Raw genomic sequence first — 14,988 nt, forward strand, 5'->3', positions numbered from 1 at the left:
TGACCTATTCGTCGTAGCCGAGAGCCTTTCGTCGCTGCGCCTCTCGCTCGGAGTAACTGATACGACTGTCGCGCCAAACATCGCGACCCCACTTGCAAAGGAAAAAGAGCAAAGCGCAGTTCAGTACAACAGATATAGAGACAGCGATGAAATTGCCCGCTTCACGCCAGTTGAGGCCCAGTCCGTCCAGCGCAGAACTGGAGAGATACAGGCCGCCACCAACCACTACGACTGCAATAGCACCCCATTTCAAGAGCTTCAACAACAGTGGCAGGAGAGCTGCAAAGATGGTCAGTCCAAGCACGATAGCCACTAACCACACAAATGCAGACGCAATGAGAATTGCACCACTCACCATAAATGCCTCCCTTGGTGAATGCCGTTTAGCGGCTTGTTTTGTAGCACGCGTAGCACCAAAAAAAATGATGGTGCTACGACTTTATTCCTTATGAATCATTGCTGTAGCACGCATAACACCTGTAGCACACAAAAATAGAAGTCGCGTGCGTATTATTTGCCACCCTCTACGACTCTCAATGCACCAGGTTTGCTGGCGCTGTCGAACTGGATGCCTGCCTGTTTCAGAATCCACGCCTCGATGTGCCCCAAGAACGGGCGCAAGGCATCCACACTGCGGGGCCGGTAGCCCTCTGCTGTGGCGCTGGGCTTGTGCCCCATCACCTGGGCAATCGCTCCAGCTGGTGCGCCTGCTGCCTCACCCAGTAGGGAGAAGCTACGGCGCAGGCCGTGAAAGGTCAGCCGCTCAATAGAAGCAGACTTCAGTACCTTGGCATGACTGGCCCTCACATCAACGATGTGACCTTTATCCCCTGAGCTGGCAAAAACGAACTCGCCCACCCTAGGCAACCCCACCAGCATGTGGTGCAGGTACGGAGTTAGCGGGATGGTGCGGCTGTCCTCTACCTTGTCGGCCAAGGTCAGTTTGCACCACCTGAAGTCCACATCCTTCCAGCGCAGAGTAGCCATTTCCTCGCGACGGGCCCCCGTCAGCAGCAATGCACGCAGATAGACACTGGCAGTGCGGTTGTCCAGTTGCTCAACACCAGACCACCACGCCTCAACCTGCGCAGTTTCCAGCGCATCGGTGCGGCGGGTCATGGCCGGCAGGTTCTGAACGATGGCCGGAGCCTGCCCTGCCTCGCGGTCGGTCATAGCTCGGTATTCGGGCTGTGAGGCACACCAACGCAGAAAGCCACGAAACATCATCAAAGCCCGCGCGGCTTGATGCTTCCCTGATTTGGACTCTTTGTCATGCCACAGTTTGAGCGAGTCCTCATTGATTCCGGCCAGTGGCAGCGCCAGCAATGGGTAAAGCGGACCGGGCCGGGTCAGCCCCTCCCCTCTCTTCTTAGGAACGCCACCTGGCACAGCCATCTTGTGCAAATCCTCTAGGTAGCGCGGCTTCCATGCATCCCGTCGCTTGGGCCTGCCGTTCTCCAGATACAGCGGCCAAACCTCACCAACAGTCAGAGCTCTAGCCTTGGCCTGCTGGCGCTGGGCTTCCTTCTCTGCTTGGTGCTGGGTTTTTAGCTCCCTTGGGTCTTGCCCCTTATCCACCAAAACAGAGTAGTTGCGTCCCTGCTCACGGGCCTGCTCCAACGTCCACGCCTCTATTGGGCCAATCCCTATGCGCAGAGTCTTGCCAAAAAGGCGAGCCTCAAAGGCATAGGTTTTCCGGCCGGTGGGAGTGGCGCGCAGCATTAAGGCTGGAACATCGGTGTCCCATAAAAATGCCTGCGACTTCCCAGGCGGGCAAGTGAAGGCTGCAATGCGGCCTGCTGTCAGCCGTACACGGTTGCTGTTTGCGGTCATAACGTGCCACTCGATATTTGTAGGCAATCTGTAGGCAAATTCGGTAAACACCGACATGTACAAATCAACAGGCATTCAGCCCACCAATCGCATAAGCCTTTGTTTTTCAATGCCTACTCAACGCTATTCTACGCAAACAAACACCACTCACCAATCATTCGTAATGAGAAGGTCGCGTGTTCGATTCATGTCTCCGGCACCAATAAATTCAACGACTTACGAGTCGTGATTGTTCAAAGTGTCGTCTCCTGTCACACTCAAGTCACAGTAGACGGCACAACTGAACAACGCTGCGCAGTAGCGCTATCTCTCTCCAGCCAGTTCTTGTGCCGTCACATTTCGCTGACCACACACAAGACGCACCATGGCTGCAATCCGCGAACGAAAAGATCAGAACGGCAAAGTGAGCTATCAAGCTCAAGTCCGTATCCAAGGCTACCCACCTCAGTCCAAGACGTTTCTGAGGAAAACCGACGCCAAACAATGGGCCATCCAGACGGAAACTGAAATCCGTACCGGCATGACTATCCGTAAAAACACCGCCAGCAAGCACACTGTGCGCGAAATGCTGGAGCGCTACCGCGACAATGTGCTGATCGACAAAGCCAACGGCGGCAAAGACCACAAAACGCACATTGCATGGTGGATTGATGAGCTTGGCCACTATGCCCTCTCTGAAGTCACAACAGACCTTGTGACACGGAGCATGGATAAGCTCAAGAAGTCCAAGACACGGCTGGGCAAATCCCCGGCTCCTGCGACCGTGTTGCGCTACTTGATGGCGCTCTCTCATGCATTCAATGTGGCTCGCAAGCAATGGAACTGGTGCGAGTCATCTCCGGTCGAGAATGTCCAGCGCCCCAAAGTCAAAAACGAGCGCACCCGCTATCTAACAGATGCCGAGCGAGAAGCTTTGCTACACGCATGCAAAAGCTCTCCGAACTCCGACCTTTATTTGGTTGTGCTTCTGGCAATTTCCACTGGCATGCGCAAAGGCGAGATCATGGGCATGCGTTGGCAAGACATTCACACGGCACCAGATCAGAGCTTCACCCGCGTGCACCTGACCAAGACCAAAAACGACAAAGCTCGCTCCGTCTTGCTGACCTCCCCTGCCCTGGAGTTGCTCGAAGAGCGGCGCACAAAGCTGCTTGATAGCCTGCAAGCCAAGACTGCTACCGGGCTCATTTTCCCGAGTGCTGTGAACGCAGATCAGCCCGTCGATCTTCGCAAACCATGGGGAAGTGCACTTCAAGTTGCTGGCATTGAGGAGTTCCGCTTCCACGACCTACGTCACACAACAGCTAGCTATCTTGCTATGAATGGAGCCAGCCTTCTGTCCATTAGCAAAGTGCTGGGCCACCAGACCACCAAGATGACGGAGCGCTACTCCCACTTGGCAACATCCCACATTGATGAGGTGGTGCGCAGCATGAATGAAAAAAAATTCGGAATGAAGTGAAGGCTTCACGCTCCTGCTTCAACCACAGTTAGCACGAAACCCAACTTCATATACCGAACATAAGTAATTCTAAAACCAAGTGGACTACGCGCTAATTTTATGAATCAGGGCAAGGAATTTCGCAACATTTCAAATATTCGTTTGACGACGAAATTCAACTAATGTGAGCATCATCAATCAGTCCTCGCGAACTCCCATTTAGCCCCTCACTGTTGAAATATGCCGCAATAGAGCTTGGGTTGCTTGCCTGCACCTCTGAGGGAATGTCATTGTCTACAACAATTATTTGAATTGGCTGCTCTTTCTTTACCGCATACTCAGTCAACAAGAGCATTGATTTGTAAAGATTCGCATATTTCTTAGGGTCAGAGACACCCTCTTTGCGATCCTCTCCAATATCAGTCTCATCATACTTCGAGTTTGTTTTTCCCAAATATTTCCCGACAGTGTCGATCATAAGAAACTTTGGATGATTTGAAGACTTATCCAAAGACAATCGAAGTATACCCAAATAGTGCCCAATAGATAATATTGTACGCAAACCACCAGAAGTAGTATCACGATAATTTCTATTTCTTAGAACAGGTAAAAATGTAGTATTCCCAATACTTACATCCCTAATATCATTGATCTGAACAACTCGCAAATACTGAGACAGTAAGTCACCTAAATCATTGATTATTTCCACAATAGAAGGAGCCTTTTTCTTAACCTCTTCTATCTTAGATTCCAAAATAATTATTCGATCTTGTGATTTTTCAAGATCACTAAAGATAGATTTTTGCTGGTTACGTATTTTTATATTTCGCTCGATGTATTTATACTCTTCTTCGGCCTTCGCGGCCTCATATGCCCAACTGTCTCGCTCAGCTAGATATGGAGTCACTGCAGATGCCATTTCCTCATCAAGCATCCGTCGGGCATTATTTCTCTCAGCCTCAAGCAACTTAAGATCGCTTTGCGATCTCTCCCTCCGACTACGTTCCCTAAAAATCAATTGCTCCAAATCTTTAATCCGCCGGCTAATTGAGTTTTGCTCTTGAGAAATATTATCACCGTCTTCTATTTCATGTATCTTCTTTATCCCCCCTAAATCAACAGAGCTACTGCAAAGCGGGCAAGAGAACATAACCTTCGGCGATCCGATTAGCTCTCTTGATTTCTTAATTGATTTTAACTTACTTAAATCCGCTTGGTAGTCGTTCTTCAACCGAGAGAATTTCTCGATTGCTTGCTCAGCCTCCTGAATTTCATGGTCCATATCAGAAATTCGCAAGGCCATAGTCTGTAGAATTTCTTTGAGAACAGAATAGCTCTCATTACTTGAAACTATTTCAGAGTTGAGTCTATTTAACTCATCTTTTGCAAGCTTCCTACGCTGATTGCTTTCCTTCTTTAAATCATCCAGACTATATTCGTCTTTAAACTCGACGGTTCTTAAGAAGTCAGAAACAGCTTTATAAGTCGCCTCAAGGCTCTTTCGCTCCCCAATCGCTTCAGCCAAATCACGCTGAAGGTCTGATAAGGTTGAGTCAAGAAGATTAAAAAGGTATTTGAACGTCTCTTTATTTTTAACCCCTGCAAATGACCCCTCACCAAGAAGAGCTTTCGACCCTACATCATCTTGTTTCAAATAGCAATATTTAAATACATCTCTAAAGCTTAGTCGTATGGATGCAGAATCACTCTTTGTCGGAGCTTGTCGCATCAAGACAATTGGCATACCCAAGGCAGTTAATAGAAAGTCCGAAAAATAGCCATCCGGACCTTCATCTACATAATTTGGAGAATAGCGCTTTGGAAATATATCACCCATGCTATCAAGCGACGATGGGTAAACCTCAACTGCAGCCTTAACGTTGAAAATATCTCGTTTCACAACATATGTAAACCCATTAAGGTTTACTTGCATCATGACATGCTTAACAGCAGCTTCTATTTCATCATCGAAATTCAATTTCGATGAACCAAATAAATAATTGAGACATTCCAAGACACTGCTTTTCCCAGTAGCAGAGTCACCATAAATTATATTAAGCCCCTCACTGAAGGGAATCGTATAATTTTTCCTATGCCCAACAAGCACCAGGTAATCAACAATTATGCTAGGGAAATTTTTATTCATTATTCAAACTCCACAGCGGCATTAATATTTGCGGTAGATACCGAGTTCAGTGCCTGTATGGCCTTTGCATAGCCACGTGCGGTATTAAAGTAGTCACCCGCTATTAAGCGCTCCACACGCTCACCCTCGAGGGTTAGCGTGTACATGAATCCAGTTGCCTTTTTATAGATAACCTTCAAAAGATCAAGACTTGCGAGTTGCAGTAGGTAACGCTTAAGACGATGGTCATCATATAGCGTATCTATGTTTATTGCGATCCCTGCAATGGAATATTCGTCATAAATTTCCAGATTGGCAACTGGATGAGAAAATGATGCAAGAACCCTATTCATAATTATAGGATTTTTTATCAAAAATAGGCATGCACGCAGTCTTTCATTATTTAATAAAAGCTTACCTCTACTTGTTGCACCCAAATCTCTAATAATTAATAATATGAGTGCCAAATTTAATGACTCCTCATCATCTGGAATAAAGTACGGTAGTCCGCTCATAACAAAGGCTCTACGGATTTACTACGAAGGTTGCTTAAAGCATCATGCGATCGCTCTTCGCTCCACCATACATCATTGCCTAAATCATTTGCTAGTTGGTGGAGCATCCCCATCTTGTGAAGTGCTTGTAGCATAGGCGACGCCACCTTCAAGAATTTTGAATCTTCTTGAATTATTGCATCGTGAACCGCAGCCACCAGTGTTGTAGAGTTACCGCTAGGCACTCCTACATGCTTTTCATAGCTGTTTTGGTAAATAACCCTAATCCGATCATACAAATCCTTCAGCTTTTGCTGATCTGATGAGCTACTCAATAATTTCCGAATATATTCGGCGTTAAGGAAATACTCTTTTGAATGGCGAACACTAGCATCATGCACATCTGCCAAAAGAAGCTTCAATACAAATATCTCATCCTTATATTGATCAGAGTTTAATATTTTCTGAACCTCAAACGGAGTAATTGAATTTTTGAAATCTTTTAAAAATCTCAATGTCGCAGAAACTACAAGTCCTTTTTTCTCGGGCTTAGATATGCTTATGTGATCATCATCACATGAAATAGCATCCTGTTGCTCAGTATCAGTTCCGACAGCGCTATTCTTTTGAACTATTTCATCGTAGGCACCAATAAAATACTTAACATCAGGCTTCAACGATTGTTTCACCCATGCATCGTTAAGCTTTGGGCATAACTCGCTTAATGGAGCCAAATCCTCAACCTGCTTATTGTTCAATAACAATTTCCCATACGAAGCCAGATTAACTCCCAAATGAGGCACAGCTAAAGATATAAGTAGTTTAATTTGACAATTCTTTCCTTCACTCAAATCTTGCAAAATACAAGATTTTGTCACTAGCCCTCCCATACTGTGGGCAATAACAACTATATTTTTATAATCACTAAGCTCAAATCTAATTCTTGAGCGAAGAAGCTTAGATATTTCCTCAACCGAAATATTTTTAACTGATTTAGGCTGCATTGTTTTAAACAATGAAGTCAGCCTCTGCCTTATAGAGTTGGCCGCAGGAAAAAGATTTAAAAGAGTTGTGTGGTATTCAAAATATGCTATATCGAAGTTCTCTCGCACAAATTGATCTTCGAGTAGATGCTCATGAAAATAGCCATCCACCGCATGCTTCCAGGTATCTTTTCCGCCCGTGAAGCCATGGACAAAAAGGATGAGGTCTTCACAGCTATCCTTGTGAGCAAATTCGATCATATGAGTGTGGAAATTCTTTACTGCCGTTGCCGGTGAGAGAGCTCACCGAGCCTATCGAAACAGCCTTGCAGGCCTAGACATAGACGTTACAGTTTGCATCAATATCTAGGAGTTGTACACTCATCCGTGTCACCGCATCCCTTGACACCAGAGCTTCGTGGCCTGCATGACTATGTATGGCGTGCACTCCAGGGCAGCAATCACGACTATCGTTTGCACAGTATTCGCTAACTATCCACGGCCCAATAGACCCTCTCGAAGGGCATGGCGCCCGTCGAGCTCGCAACGCTTGATGAAGTCTCGTAGCTCAGGCGTCAACGGCTAAGCAGTCCCGTTGACACACAATGCCACAAGTGACCCGACGGGCCTTATCGAGCCAATTCACATCAGCTGCTCCAAAAAAATCCGTGGCAATTCATTAATTTTTAACCATAAGTCCTGAGCACAGAATATGGAAACTCCGATCTACGTCGCGGGTATCGCCGCTTTCGCAGCACTCCTCGGGGCAAGCATCACTGGTGTAGTGACGCACTTTAACCTCCGATTTGGTCAATCTTTCCAGCTTCGCAGTGAGAAGGCCAAGTTTGACCGAGAACAGGCTGTAAAGCTCAAAGCCGAATCCATTAAGCGATTGGAGGATACCCACAAGCTGGTGAGCAAAATTGTGCGTGAATTCTCAATGGACAACTTGGTAATCCAATGGTCTGCAAAGCCGGACCCTGAGGCATACGATCGGCAGTATCTTCAAGCCTACTCTCACATGGACGAACTGCGCGCAATCGCGGCTATTCACGAGCCCGTGCTGTCGAAAGACATTGAGGCATTAAGAAGCCAAATGAGCCACTTCTGGGGCAACTTCAAAAACGTGCTCCATCTCGAAAGCGAGGGCAAGAAGGTTGACCACAATACCAGCTGCTTCAACAAGGCATGCGCTGCTAAGCGGGAAGCCTCCGAGATCGGTCAGCGTCTTAAGGACACAATCGTCCAACTTGCTGAGCAACGCACAGGTACCATGGTCTCCTAAAGGCATTGCCCCCACAACAAGTGCAAGAGACCAAGCGTGGCTCACTGCTTTCGATGGCAACAGGCACGGTCGCCATAGATTGACAAGAGGCCTTTAGATTCGGTTGTGCTCATCCAGAGTGGTCCAATCAAAGCAAGCTGGGAACCGCTTGTTGAGCAGCTCGGCGAATGTACTTGAGTACCGTCACATTCGACTTGTGTCCGGTCTGGTCTCGTATTTGCCATAGCTGCAGTCCTGCCTCTGCGGCGCATGTGCAGAAACCTGCTCGTAGGCTATGGCCGCTGACGTTCGTGGCATCGACGCCAACCTGCGTCATTACAGCTTTCACGATCAGGGCAACAGACTGGGGTGACAGCCCTTGATTGGCGATGCGGCCGTGGCGGTTCACTGCTCTAAAAACATAGCCCTCATTGATGCCTGCGACCTTCAGCCAATGTGCCAGGGCCGTGACAGGACAGTGCTCACCAGTAGTAGCGCGAGGAATGAATATGGTTCGCCCGCGCCGCTCCTGATCTGTTTTGCTGATCGGCAGTTTGATTTCAATGCCATTGGCAGTGTGGTTTAGATGCTCTGTGCGAATCAACACCAGCTCAGACCGCCGCATTGCAGAAGCAAAACCCACCAGCAGCAAGGCTTGATCACGTGCGGCTTTGAGTGGCATCTGTTGGTGCCCTATTGTTGACAGGGCTTTCAATAAGTCCGCCTTCATCAGCGGTTTTACTTGCCGTTGTTTGGTGCCTTGCGTCCGGCGTATGCCTTGTATGACCTGCTTCACAATCTCGCTGTGTATAGGAGACTTCCATCTCTGCTCCAAATGCGCTTTATGGATAGCCGTGACACGCCGCTCCAGCGTAGCAACCGCCAAACCACTATTAGCAGACTCGGCCAAGTACTCAGCTAATCGCCTTGGTGTGCAAGGAAAGCTGCCTCCATGTGCAAGAAAGTGACGGAGGTCCGAAGCATAGGCACGCTTTGTGGAACTTGCCTGGCTAGCAGCTATATATTTTTGAACTGCGCTGTTTATATTCTTTTGATCTGATGTATTTTTCTTCTTCAATTTATTCTCCATTTCCGAAGAGCGCGATTGGTCAATGACCGCCATGGTCGAACGGTTGTTAAAAATTTAATTCACTTTCTGGTTAACGATAACTGTGACTTATCGCTACCTAGGATTTAAATAGGATTCAGCCTACTCCAACGCATGTGCAGATGAAGTGAGTCGCTGCGACGGGCATATCGCTGCAGGCACCGAGGAGTGCTTGAAGGAGATCAGCCGTTACGATGAACAATTTGCATTTCAGCTGTGATTCGAAGAATTCACGCTGCTATTCCACATATACGGATTAAATATTTATAAAACGGCTAAAAATACGGCGTTTTAGTGAATTATTGATATAATACCACCAAGCATGAATAAATATTCAGTATTTATAGTGCAGTGCAGCATTGATGAATATCATCGGATTCAATATGAATGCAGCGATTATTAATCCCAACCCTTGCTATATCGTTGGTTTGGAATCGCCAAGCAATCTGGCTTTTCGCCGGCATCAGCGTATGAAGTTGCTACATAGCTTGTTACCGCAGCTGATAGATGTGTTGGACGAGCAGCAACTGGCGGATACGTCGCGTGATCTGGAGCTGCTGTATTGGCCGGAACTGGGCCATACGCGGAGCCCATGCTTTTTTGAAATACCGGCCTTCCTTGGCACATCGCCCTCGGATCAGCCGCTGGAGCCCGCTTTGGTGGTAGAGCGCTTGATGACCGCGCCGTGCCCACCGCTGCCAGTGGATGTGGCACCAGCGGCTCGCAATCTGGAGCGGCTGCGAAAGCACTTCGACTTGTCTTCGGCACAGTGGCAGCTGCTGCTGTGCGCATACCTGAACTATGGCGGCGCAGCGTGGCCGTGTTTTGAACTACCTGCTCCAATCCTGCGCACCCTGTTGGCCACATGGTGGCATGTCGATCTGGCTGCTGTCGAGGCTGCACTGGATGACCGACTAAGCCTGCTTGGCTTGCTGGAGCTACCCGATCCATGCGATGCCGGTTCGGACTCCCGCAGCTTGGCGTCTCGGCTACCCATGTCTGCCGCTGCGGTTCAAGCACTGAGCCTCAGCCATGCGACGGATGCTGAGTTATTTGATGCGTTGCCGTTCGCTGCGTAGTGCCGCTCTTGCGCCCACGCCAGTGATGTGAAGTCACTGTGAATTCTTGATCTTCCGATGGACCGCTTTGCCGGTCCATTTTTTTATCCATTTCCACGCATGCGAAGGACAGTGCTCGCCCTCGCGGCGTGGTGGTGCCGGCGATTCGCACGTGGAGTTTTGTGTCTGACGTTTAACCAAGGAGTACTTCCATGTCAGCAAATTCTTCTCGTTCTACTGCGGCACGCCGCATGACGCTGATGAGCAATGCCCCGCGCTTTGCACTTGGCCAGATCGTGGCAACACCTGGTGCCATGGCGCTGCTGGAGCAAACCAGCTTCAGTGCGCTGGCATTGGTGTCACGCCATGTGCATGGCGATTGGGGTGACTGCTGTGACGAAGACAAAGCCACCAACGAAGCAGCAGTCCGGCAGCGCATGCGGATCATGAGCGTTTACCGGCTGGTGGATGCAGAAGCGTTGCAGCAGACACCGCAAGACAAACGCAGCAGCTTGCCTACCCTGTGGATCATCACGGAATCTGACCGCTCGGTGACCACGTTATTGCTTCCATCGGAGTATTGATGCGTCCAGGAACGTCTATCTCAGCACCACAGAGTTATGGATTTCAGCGTGTGCATGCCGCATTGCAGACAGGCCATGCGTTGACCGTACAGCAGCAACGCCAAGAGCCAGTGCGCTGCTTTATGCAGCAATCCATGCTCGATGGCGCTTGCGGAACGCATGTACTGGCGATGCTCTTGGTGATCTTTGATCTGGCCAAGGCTTCGGCCATGTACGACATGAGCCAGCGCAAGTACGGCGTGGCCGCAGCTGTCTGGAATGCATTCGGCCCGAAGTACTTCAGTGGCATCCATGCTAAAGAGTGGGTGGAACTGGTTAAAAGCCTAGAGCTGCCCCTGAAGCTGACTGCCAAGTACGGAGCCAAAGAGCATGTGGATAGACATGCGCTCGACTGGCTGATGCGTGGCGAGTTGGTGGCGCTTGCCTTCGCATCGGTCAAACATCAGCGTACCAAGCACTGGGCATTGGCGGTCGGTGTGGAAGGCGTGGCTTCTGGATCAAAGCATCAGCCGCAACGCATCTTGCTGCTGGACCCTGGCGGTGGTGAGCCAAGCTTTAAAGCATTCAACGCACGGCTGCGATTGCCAACCACTGGCCTCGGCAGTCGTCGTGCCAAGCAGCTGCATCTGCCTGCTCAGGACGCCAAGCCGTGGACAGTGTTCTGGCACTACGAGTCCGAATCGTGGTCTGCAGAGCTGGTGCGGTTATTGGCAGCGGTGCGCGTGCGCAAGCTGCAGTGATCAGCCTATGCCTTGGTGCGTTTGGCGCGGTGATCGGCACCGACGACTTTGGACGGTGCTGGACTCTTCTCGGCATGTGCTTGGTTACGGCGGCGCAGAGCACCACCTTGCGAAGCGGGTGGCAGCGTGTCTGTCACGCCTTCAAAGAGTTGTTCCAGCGTAATGCTCAAGCAGTGGCACAGCGTTGCCAGCGTGAGCAGCGATGGATTGATGTGGCCGTTTTCCAGCTTGGAGATGCGAGAGCGCTCCACTTCGGCGTCATGCGCCAGTTGCTCTTGTGATTTTTGCGCCAGCTCGCGGTAGCTGCGCAGCTTGGCCCCCAATGTTTTTGTGACGGCATTTGGCAGCTTCACCACGGGCGTGGTGTTCAGTTGCGACGGGGCAGACTCCTTGGCTCTCATGGCCGCTGAGGGTCTGTCAATGTGTCTTTTTAACCAACGTCTTATACGACACATTACACTAAGATTTGAGTCGTATAAAACACATACAACAGGAGAGAGAAGTGATGAGGAAAACTCTAATAAGCGGCACCTGCGTTGCTGCGGCTGTACTCACCGGATGCGGCAGTAAGACCCCGACCTGCGCTGATGCGGAGACTGTCAGCTTGGTCAAACAGATATACCAGCAGCAGTTCAACAAGCAGCACAACGCCATGAGTGAAGAGCGTCAGCAGCGTGTGCAGTTCACGGTCAAGGACACGACTGTTGCGTTGGAGAACATCACTACTGATGCCAGCAACGCTAATACTGGCAAAGCGGTCTGCTCGGCACAGCTGACAACAGTCTTCCCGGAAGATGCTGTGAAGGCCGAGCCGCAGATGGAACAATACATGCGGGCCATCTATGAAAAACAAGGCGCAGTGCTGGATGGCACCAAGCTTCGCGGCCAAGTGACTTATACCGTGCAGCGCACCGAAGACACCGGAGCATTGCAAGTGGCACTCAACGGCTTCATGCCATTCATGGGCTACTTCCACGACATAGCCATGGATCGCTATGACCGCATGCTGCGTGCACAAGCGGCGGCGAAGAAAGCTGCCGAAACACAGCTCCCTGTGGCGCCGTCAGCGAGCCAGGCCGAAATGGAAGCAGAGTCTGAAGGTGCCCCCTCAGACTCTGCTCCTGCCACAACACCAATGCCTGTAGCACACCAGCAAAATCAAGCCGCGCTGCCTGCGCCTAGCCAGACCGCGACAGTGCCCACGCTGTGCTCGGCCGAAGAGACTCCGGTGTTTGCATGCTCTACCGGCAAAAAGCGTGCCTCGCTGTGCATGACTGGCAGCAACCAGCTGGCATATCGACTGGCACCACTGGACGGTGCACCAGAGATGGTCTATCCGGCCAATGCTTCGGCCGCAAGCACCGCATTCCAGCAAGGCACGCATGCTGGTGCCAATGGCCAGCCCCTGTCATTTGTGTCATTTGACAAGGGCAACTACCGCTATGCGGTCTATGGCACAAGCGCCACCATGCAGGGCGTCTTGGTGGAGCAAAACGGCAAGCGCATTGCCAATCTGAATTGCCAAGCGGATCGCCTGTCAGAGCTGGATACCGCCAAACTGCAGCGCATGGGTCTCAGCCAAGACCTGCGCCCACTCATGTTGCCCTGAGCGCTCGCACGAGTCCAAACATCAAGCATGTCCGCACAGTCGTCGCTTTTTATTAGCGGAGCGACCTGCGGGCGTGATTCTCAAAACCCATACAAAATTTGAAATGAACCATATGCAGTACATCACCAGAACCCTGCTCGCCGCGCTGTCGATCACCGGCATCTTCACCGGGGCAGCAATTGCGGAGCCGCTGTCCGACTTGTCTGGAGGACAAACCGGGCGCATTGAATTCATGGCATCGAACCCAGAGCATCGCTGGGCGTTGATTCGCGGACGCCTGGGTCCTCAGCAAGTCATTACGGGTGATCTTCTGATGCCGAAAAATGTGGCTGGCAAGGTTCCTGTCGTCGTCATGAGCCATGGCAGTGATGGCATCACCACAGGCATGCACGAAGTCTGGGCCAAGCCACTGAATGAGGCGGGCTATGCCGTCTTTATGGTGGACAGCTTCACACCACGAGACAGCAAGAAAATCTCTGGCACTGGAGAGCAATTGACGTGGAACACCACGGTCAACATCTCTGATGCAGTCTATGCGCTCAAGCTTTTGAGCACCCACCCGAAGATTGATGCATCACGCATTTATCACATGGGCTGGTCACGCGGTGGCAGCGCCGTGACTTCTGCCATGTGGCCGAATTACCGCCTGCCCATCACCAAGTCAGAATCCATCAAGTGGGCAGGAAGCATCGCGCTCTATCCTGGCTGCAACCAGCGCTACAAGAATCCCACACTCAAGATCACCGCTCCAGTGCTGTATCTGCTTGGCGAAAAAGATGACATGACACCCGCACCGGCTTGTGTTGAAGAAGCTCAACAGCTCGCAGCCGAAGGCAATCCCATCACCTACAAGGTCTACCCCGGCGCATATCACGTGTTTGACCGACCCAACCAGCCGTACCGCAAGTTCCAAGAAGGTACGTTTGCCAAATGCACTATCGACACAGTGATGCCAGCCAGCGCGAAAGATCCTGCTCCTTGGGGACCTGCGTTCAATCGCGCCACGAATCAAGTTTTGGCAACGCCACAGGAGCGCGATGCAGCACTCAAGCAATGTGCTGCAACGCTCTGGATTACGGTGGAGAGTAACCCCAAAGCTCGTGAGCAAGCAGTTCAAGATGTTTTGTCGTTTCTGGCTGCGAGCCAGTAAACGTCAACACCAGTCGCCGGTTAGATCCTGGCTGTGAACGGCCAGAAGCAGCCGCACATGATTTTTCATGGAGTTGCAGCTTCAATCACAAAGGGGGCACTGCATACATTCAGGCTGCATGGTCAATGCCGTTTCTAGCGAGAATCGAACAATTAGACAGCGCCCACAAAGATCGTGGGAGATATCTCCCACATATAATTTCTGAACTATGACCCGCCGTCTGGCCATGTTCTTCGTGATGCTGAGCATCTTCTGGCAAGCCCTTGCTGTGGCTGGCCAGATGCCCGTTTTCGCGTCTCATGAAGAACTTGAGCATGCGGCAATGCACCTTCAAGAGGAAGGTCATCACCACCATGATGATGGCGCAGTGGAGCTTGATGAGTCCTCTGATTCCAAACTGCACATGATGGCCGATGGAATGCCATCTGCAGCGCTCGAAGTGTTTGCCTTGAGCATTCCTGTGCCTGACTGGGGAAGCTCCCCCCCCAGCTCAGCCCTCGATTCCATACTCCCATACCCCATCTTGGAAGGTCTTCGACGGCCTCCCAGACTCACAGCCTAGCTCTCTTTAGGTCGGCTTCATCCGTCTGAAGCCATCC

General features: G+C 50.6%; 15 protein-coding genes. 8 read left to right on the top strand and 7 right to left on the bottom strand.

Annotated features, from left to right (window positions below; all coding sequences use genetic code 11):
- Positions 1–4: 4 nt before the first annotated feature.
- Both E2583_RS05680 and E2583_RS05685 read right to left on the bottom strand, forming a co-directional pair.
- A complete protein-coding gene (locus E2583_RS05680; protein ID WP_291593908.1) occupies positions 5–358 on the bottom strand; it encodes a hypothetical protein in 354 nt (117 codons plus the stop codon).
- 152 nt (positions 359–510) lie between these two features.
- Positions 511–1,890 (bottom strand): tyrosine-type recombinase/integrase, encoded by a 1,380-nt coding sequence (locus tag E2583_RS05685; RefSeq protein ID WP_367158585.1) that lies wholly within the window; start codon positions 1,888–1,890, stop codon positions 511–513.
- A 307-nt stretch (positions 1,891–2,197) separates the two neighbouring features.
- Here E2583_RS05685 and E2583_RS05690 point away from each other — a divergent pair, with 307 nt between their 5' ends.
- Positions 2,198–3,295: a site-specific integrase gene (locus tag E2583_RS05690; protein ID WP_229227342.1), complete on the top strand. Its 1,098-nt coding sequence runs from the start codon at positions 2,198–2,200 to the stop codon at positions 3,293–3,295.
- Between the two features lie 154 nt (positions 3,296–3,449).
- Here the strand turns inward: E2583_RS05690 and E2583_RS05695 are convergent, their stop codons facing one another.
- From E2583_RS05695 to E2583_RS05705, 3 genes are read right to left on the bottom strand one after another with little or no spacing between them, the layout of a single operon-like run.
- A complete protein-coding gene (locus E2583_RS05695; RefSeq protein WP_229227343.1) occupies positions 3,450–5,420 on the bottom strand; it encodes an ATP-binding protein in 1,971 nt (656 codons plus the stop codon).
- On the bottom strand, positions 5,420–5,914 hold the full coding sequence (locus tag E2583_RS05700; RefSeq protein WP_229227344.1) for an ABC-three component system middle component 4: 495 nt from the start codon (positions 5,912–5,914) through the stop codon (positions 5,420–5,422). The genes E2583_RS05695 and E2583_RS05700 overlap by 1 nt, the downstream gene beginning before the upstream one ends.
- Positions 5,911–7,137: an ABC-three component system protein gene (locus E2583_RS05705; protein ID WP_229227345.1), complete on the bottom strand. Its 1,227-nt coding sequence runs from the start codon at positions 7,135–7,137 to the stop codon at positions 5,911–5,913. The genes E2583_RS05700 and E2583_RS05705 overlap by 4 nt, the downstream gene beginning before the upstream one ends.
- A gap of 451 nt (positions 7,138–7,588) precedes the next feature.
- On the opposite strand from E2583_RS05705, the gene E2583_RS05710 reads away from it, so the two are divergent.
- Positions 7,589–8,161 carry a hypothetical protein gene (locus tag E2583_RS05710; RefSeq protein ID WP_229227346.1) on the top strand — a complete coding sequence of 191 codons (573 nt, stop codon included), beginning with the start codon at positions 7,589–7,591 and terminating at the stop codon, positions 8,159–8,161.
- 127 nt (positions 8,162–8,288) lie between these two features.
- Here the strand turns inward: E2583_RS05710 and E2583_RS05715 are convergent, their stop codons facing one another.
- Positions 8,289–9,263 carry a site-specific integrase gene (locus E2583_RS05715; protein ID WP_229227347.1) on the bottom strand — a complete coding sequence of 325 codons (975 nt, stop codon included), beginning with the start codon at positions 9,261–9,263 and terminating at the stop codon, positions 8,289–8,291.
- A gap of 347 nt (positions 9,264–9,610) precedes the next feature.
- Between E2583_RS05715 and E2583_RS05720 the strand changes: the two genes are divergently transcribed.
- The 3 genes from E2583_RS05720 (at position 9,611) to E2583_RS05730 (ending at position 11,630) form a co-directional block, all read left to right on the top strand.
- Positions 9,611–10,327 (top strand): hypothetical protein, encoded by a 717-nt coding sequence (locus E2583_RS05720; RefSeq protein WP_229227348.1) that lies wholly within the window; start codon positions 9,611–9,613, stop codon positions 10,325–10,327.
- Positions 10,328–10,557: 230 nt separating this feature from the next.
- Positions 10,558–10,890 (top strand): type I restriction endonuclease subunit M, encoded by a 333-nt coding sequence (locus E2583_RS05725; protein ID WP_229227350.1) that lies wholly within the window; start codon positions 10,558–10,560, stop codon positions 10,888–10,890.
- Between the two features lie 122 nt (positions 10,891–11,012).
- On the top strand, positions 11,013–11,630 hold the full coding sequence (locus E2583_RS05730; RefSeq protein WP_291593916.1) for a hypothetical protein: 618 nt from the start codon (positions 11,013–11,015) through the stop codon (positions 11,628–11,630).
- A 5-nt stretch (positions 11,631–11,635) separates the two neighbouring features.
- On the opposite strand, the gene E2583_RS05735 is transcribed toward E2583_RS05730, so the two are convergent.
- Positions 11,636–11,986 (bottom strand): helix-turn-helix transcriptional regulator, encoded by a 351-nt coding sequence (locus tag E2583_RS05735; protein ID WP_291593918.1) that lies wholly within the window; start codon positions 11,984–11,986, stop codon positions 11,636–11,638.
- 149 nt (positions 11,987–12,135) lie between these two features.
- Between E2583_RS05735 and E2583_RS05740 the strand changes: the two genes are divergently transcribed.
- The 3 genes from E2583_RS05740 to E2583_RS05750 all read left to right on the top strand — a co-directional run bounded on the left by E2583_RS05740 (position 12,136) and on the right by E2583_RS05750 (position 14,951).
- On the top strand, positions 12,136–13,239 hold the full coding sequence (locus E2583_RS05740) for a hypothetical protein (RefSeq protein WP_291593920.1): 1,104 nt from the start codon (positions 12,136–12,138) through the stop codon (positions 13,237–13,239).
- Between the two features lie 112 nt (positions 13,240–13,351).
- Positions 13,352–14,389: a dienelactone hydrolase family protein gene (locus E2583_RS05745; protein WP_229227354.1), complete on the top strand. Its 1,038-nt coding sequence runs from the start codon at positions 13,352–13,354 to the stop codon at positions 14,387–14,389.
- Positions 14,390–14,597: 208 nt separating this feature from the next.
- Positions 14,598–14,951, top strand: coding sequence for a hypothetical protein (locus E2583_RS05750; protein ID WP_229227355.1), 354 nt, complete (start codon positions 14,598–14,600; stop codon positions 14,949–14,951).
- Positions 14,952–14,988 lie beyond the last annotated feature (37 nt).

It is taken from the genome of Comamonas sp. (genome assembly GCF_009360615.1).
Classification (GTDB): domain Bacteria; phylum Pseudomonadota; class Gammaproteobacteria; order Burkholderiales; family Burkholderiaceae_C; genus Comamonas.

Coding starts and splice junctions, on each gene's coding strand:
- E2583_RS05680 (WP_291593908.1), bottom strand. CDS start 358: ATGGTGAGTGGTGCAATTCTCATTGCGTCTGCATTTGTGTGGTTAGTG.
- E2583_RS05685 (WP_367158585.1), bottom strand. CDS start 1,890: ATGTCGGTGTTTACCGAATTTGCCTACAGATTGCCTACAAATATCGAG.
- E2583_RS05690 (WP_229227342.1), top strand. CDS start 2,198: ATGGCTGCAATCCGCGAACGAAAAGATCAGAACGGCAAAGTGAGCTAT.
- E2583_RS05695 (WP_229227343.1), bottom strand. CDS start 5,420: ATGAATAAAAATTTCCCTAGCATAATTGTTGATTACCTGGTGCTTGTT.
- E2583_RS05700 (WP_229227344.1), bottom strand. CDS start 5,914: ATGAGCGGACTACCGTACTTTATTCCAGATGATGAGGAGTCATTAAAT.
- E2583_RS05705 (WP_229227345.1), bottom strand. CDS start 7,137: ATGATCGAATTTGCTCACAAGGATAGCTGTGAAGACCTCATCCTTTTT.
- E2583_RS05710 (WP_229227346.1), top strand. CDS start 7,589: ATGGAAACTCCGATCTACGTCGCGGGTATCGCCGCTTTCGCAGCACTC.
- E2583_RS05715 (WP_229227347.1), bottom strand. CDS start 9,263: ATGGCGGTCATTGACCAATCGCGCTCTTCGGAAATGGAGAATAAATTG.
- E2583_RS05720 (WP_229227348.1), top strand. CDS start 9,611: ATGAATATCATCGGATTCAATATGAATGCAGCGATTATTAATCCCAAC.
- E2583_RS05725 (WP_229227350.1), top strand. CDS start 10,558: ATGACGCTGATGAGCAATGCCCCGCGCTTTGCACTTGGCCAGATCGTG.
- E2583_RS05730 (WP_291593916.1), top strand. CDS start 11,013: ATGCAGCAATCCATGCTCGATGGCGCTTGCGGAACGCATGTACTGGCG.
- E2583_RS05740 (WP_291593920.1), top strand. CDS start 12,136: ATGAGGAAAACTCTAATAAGCGGCACCTGCGTTGCTGCGGCTGTACTC.
- E2583_RS05745 (WP_229227354.1), top strand. CDS start 13,352: ATGCAGTACATCACCAGAACCCTGCTCGCCGCGCTGTCGATCACCGGC.
- E2583_RS05750 (WP_229227355.1), top strand. CDS start 14,598: ATGACCCGCCGTCTGGCCATGTTCTTCGTGATGCTGAGCATCTTCTGG.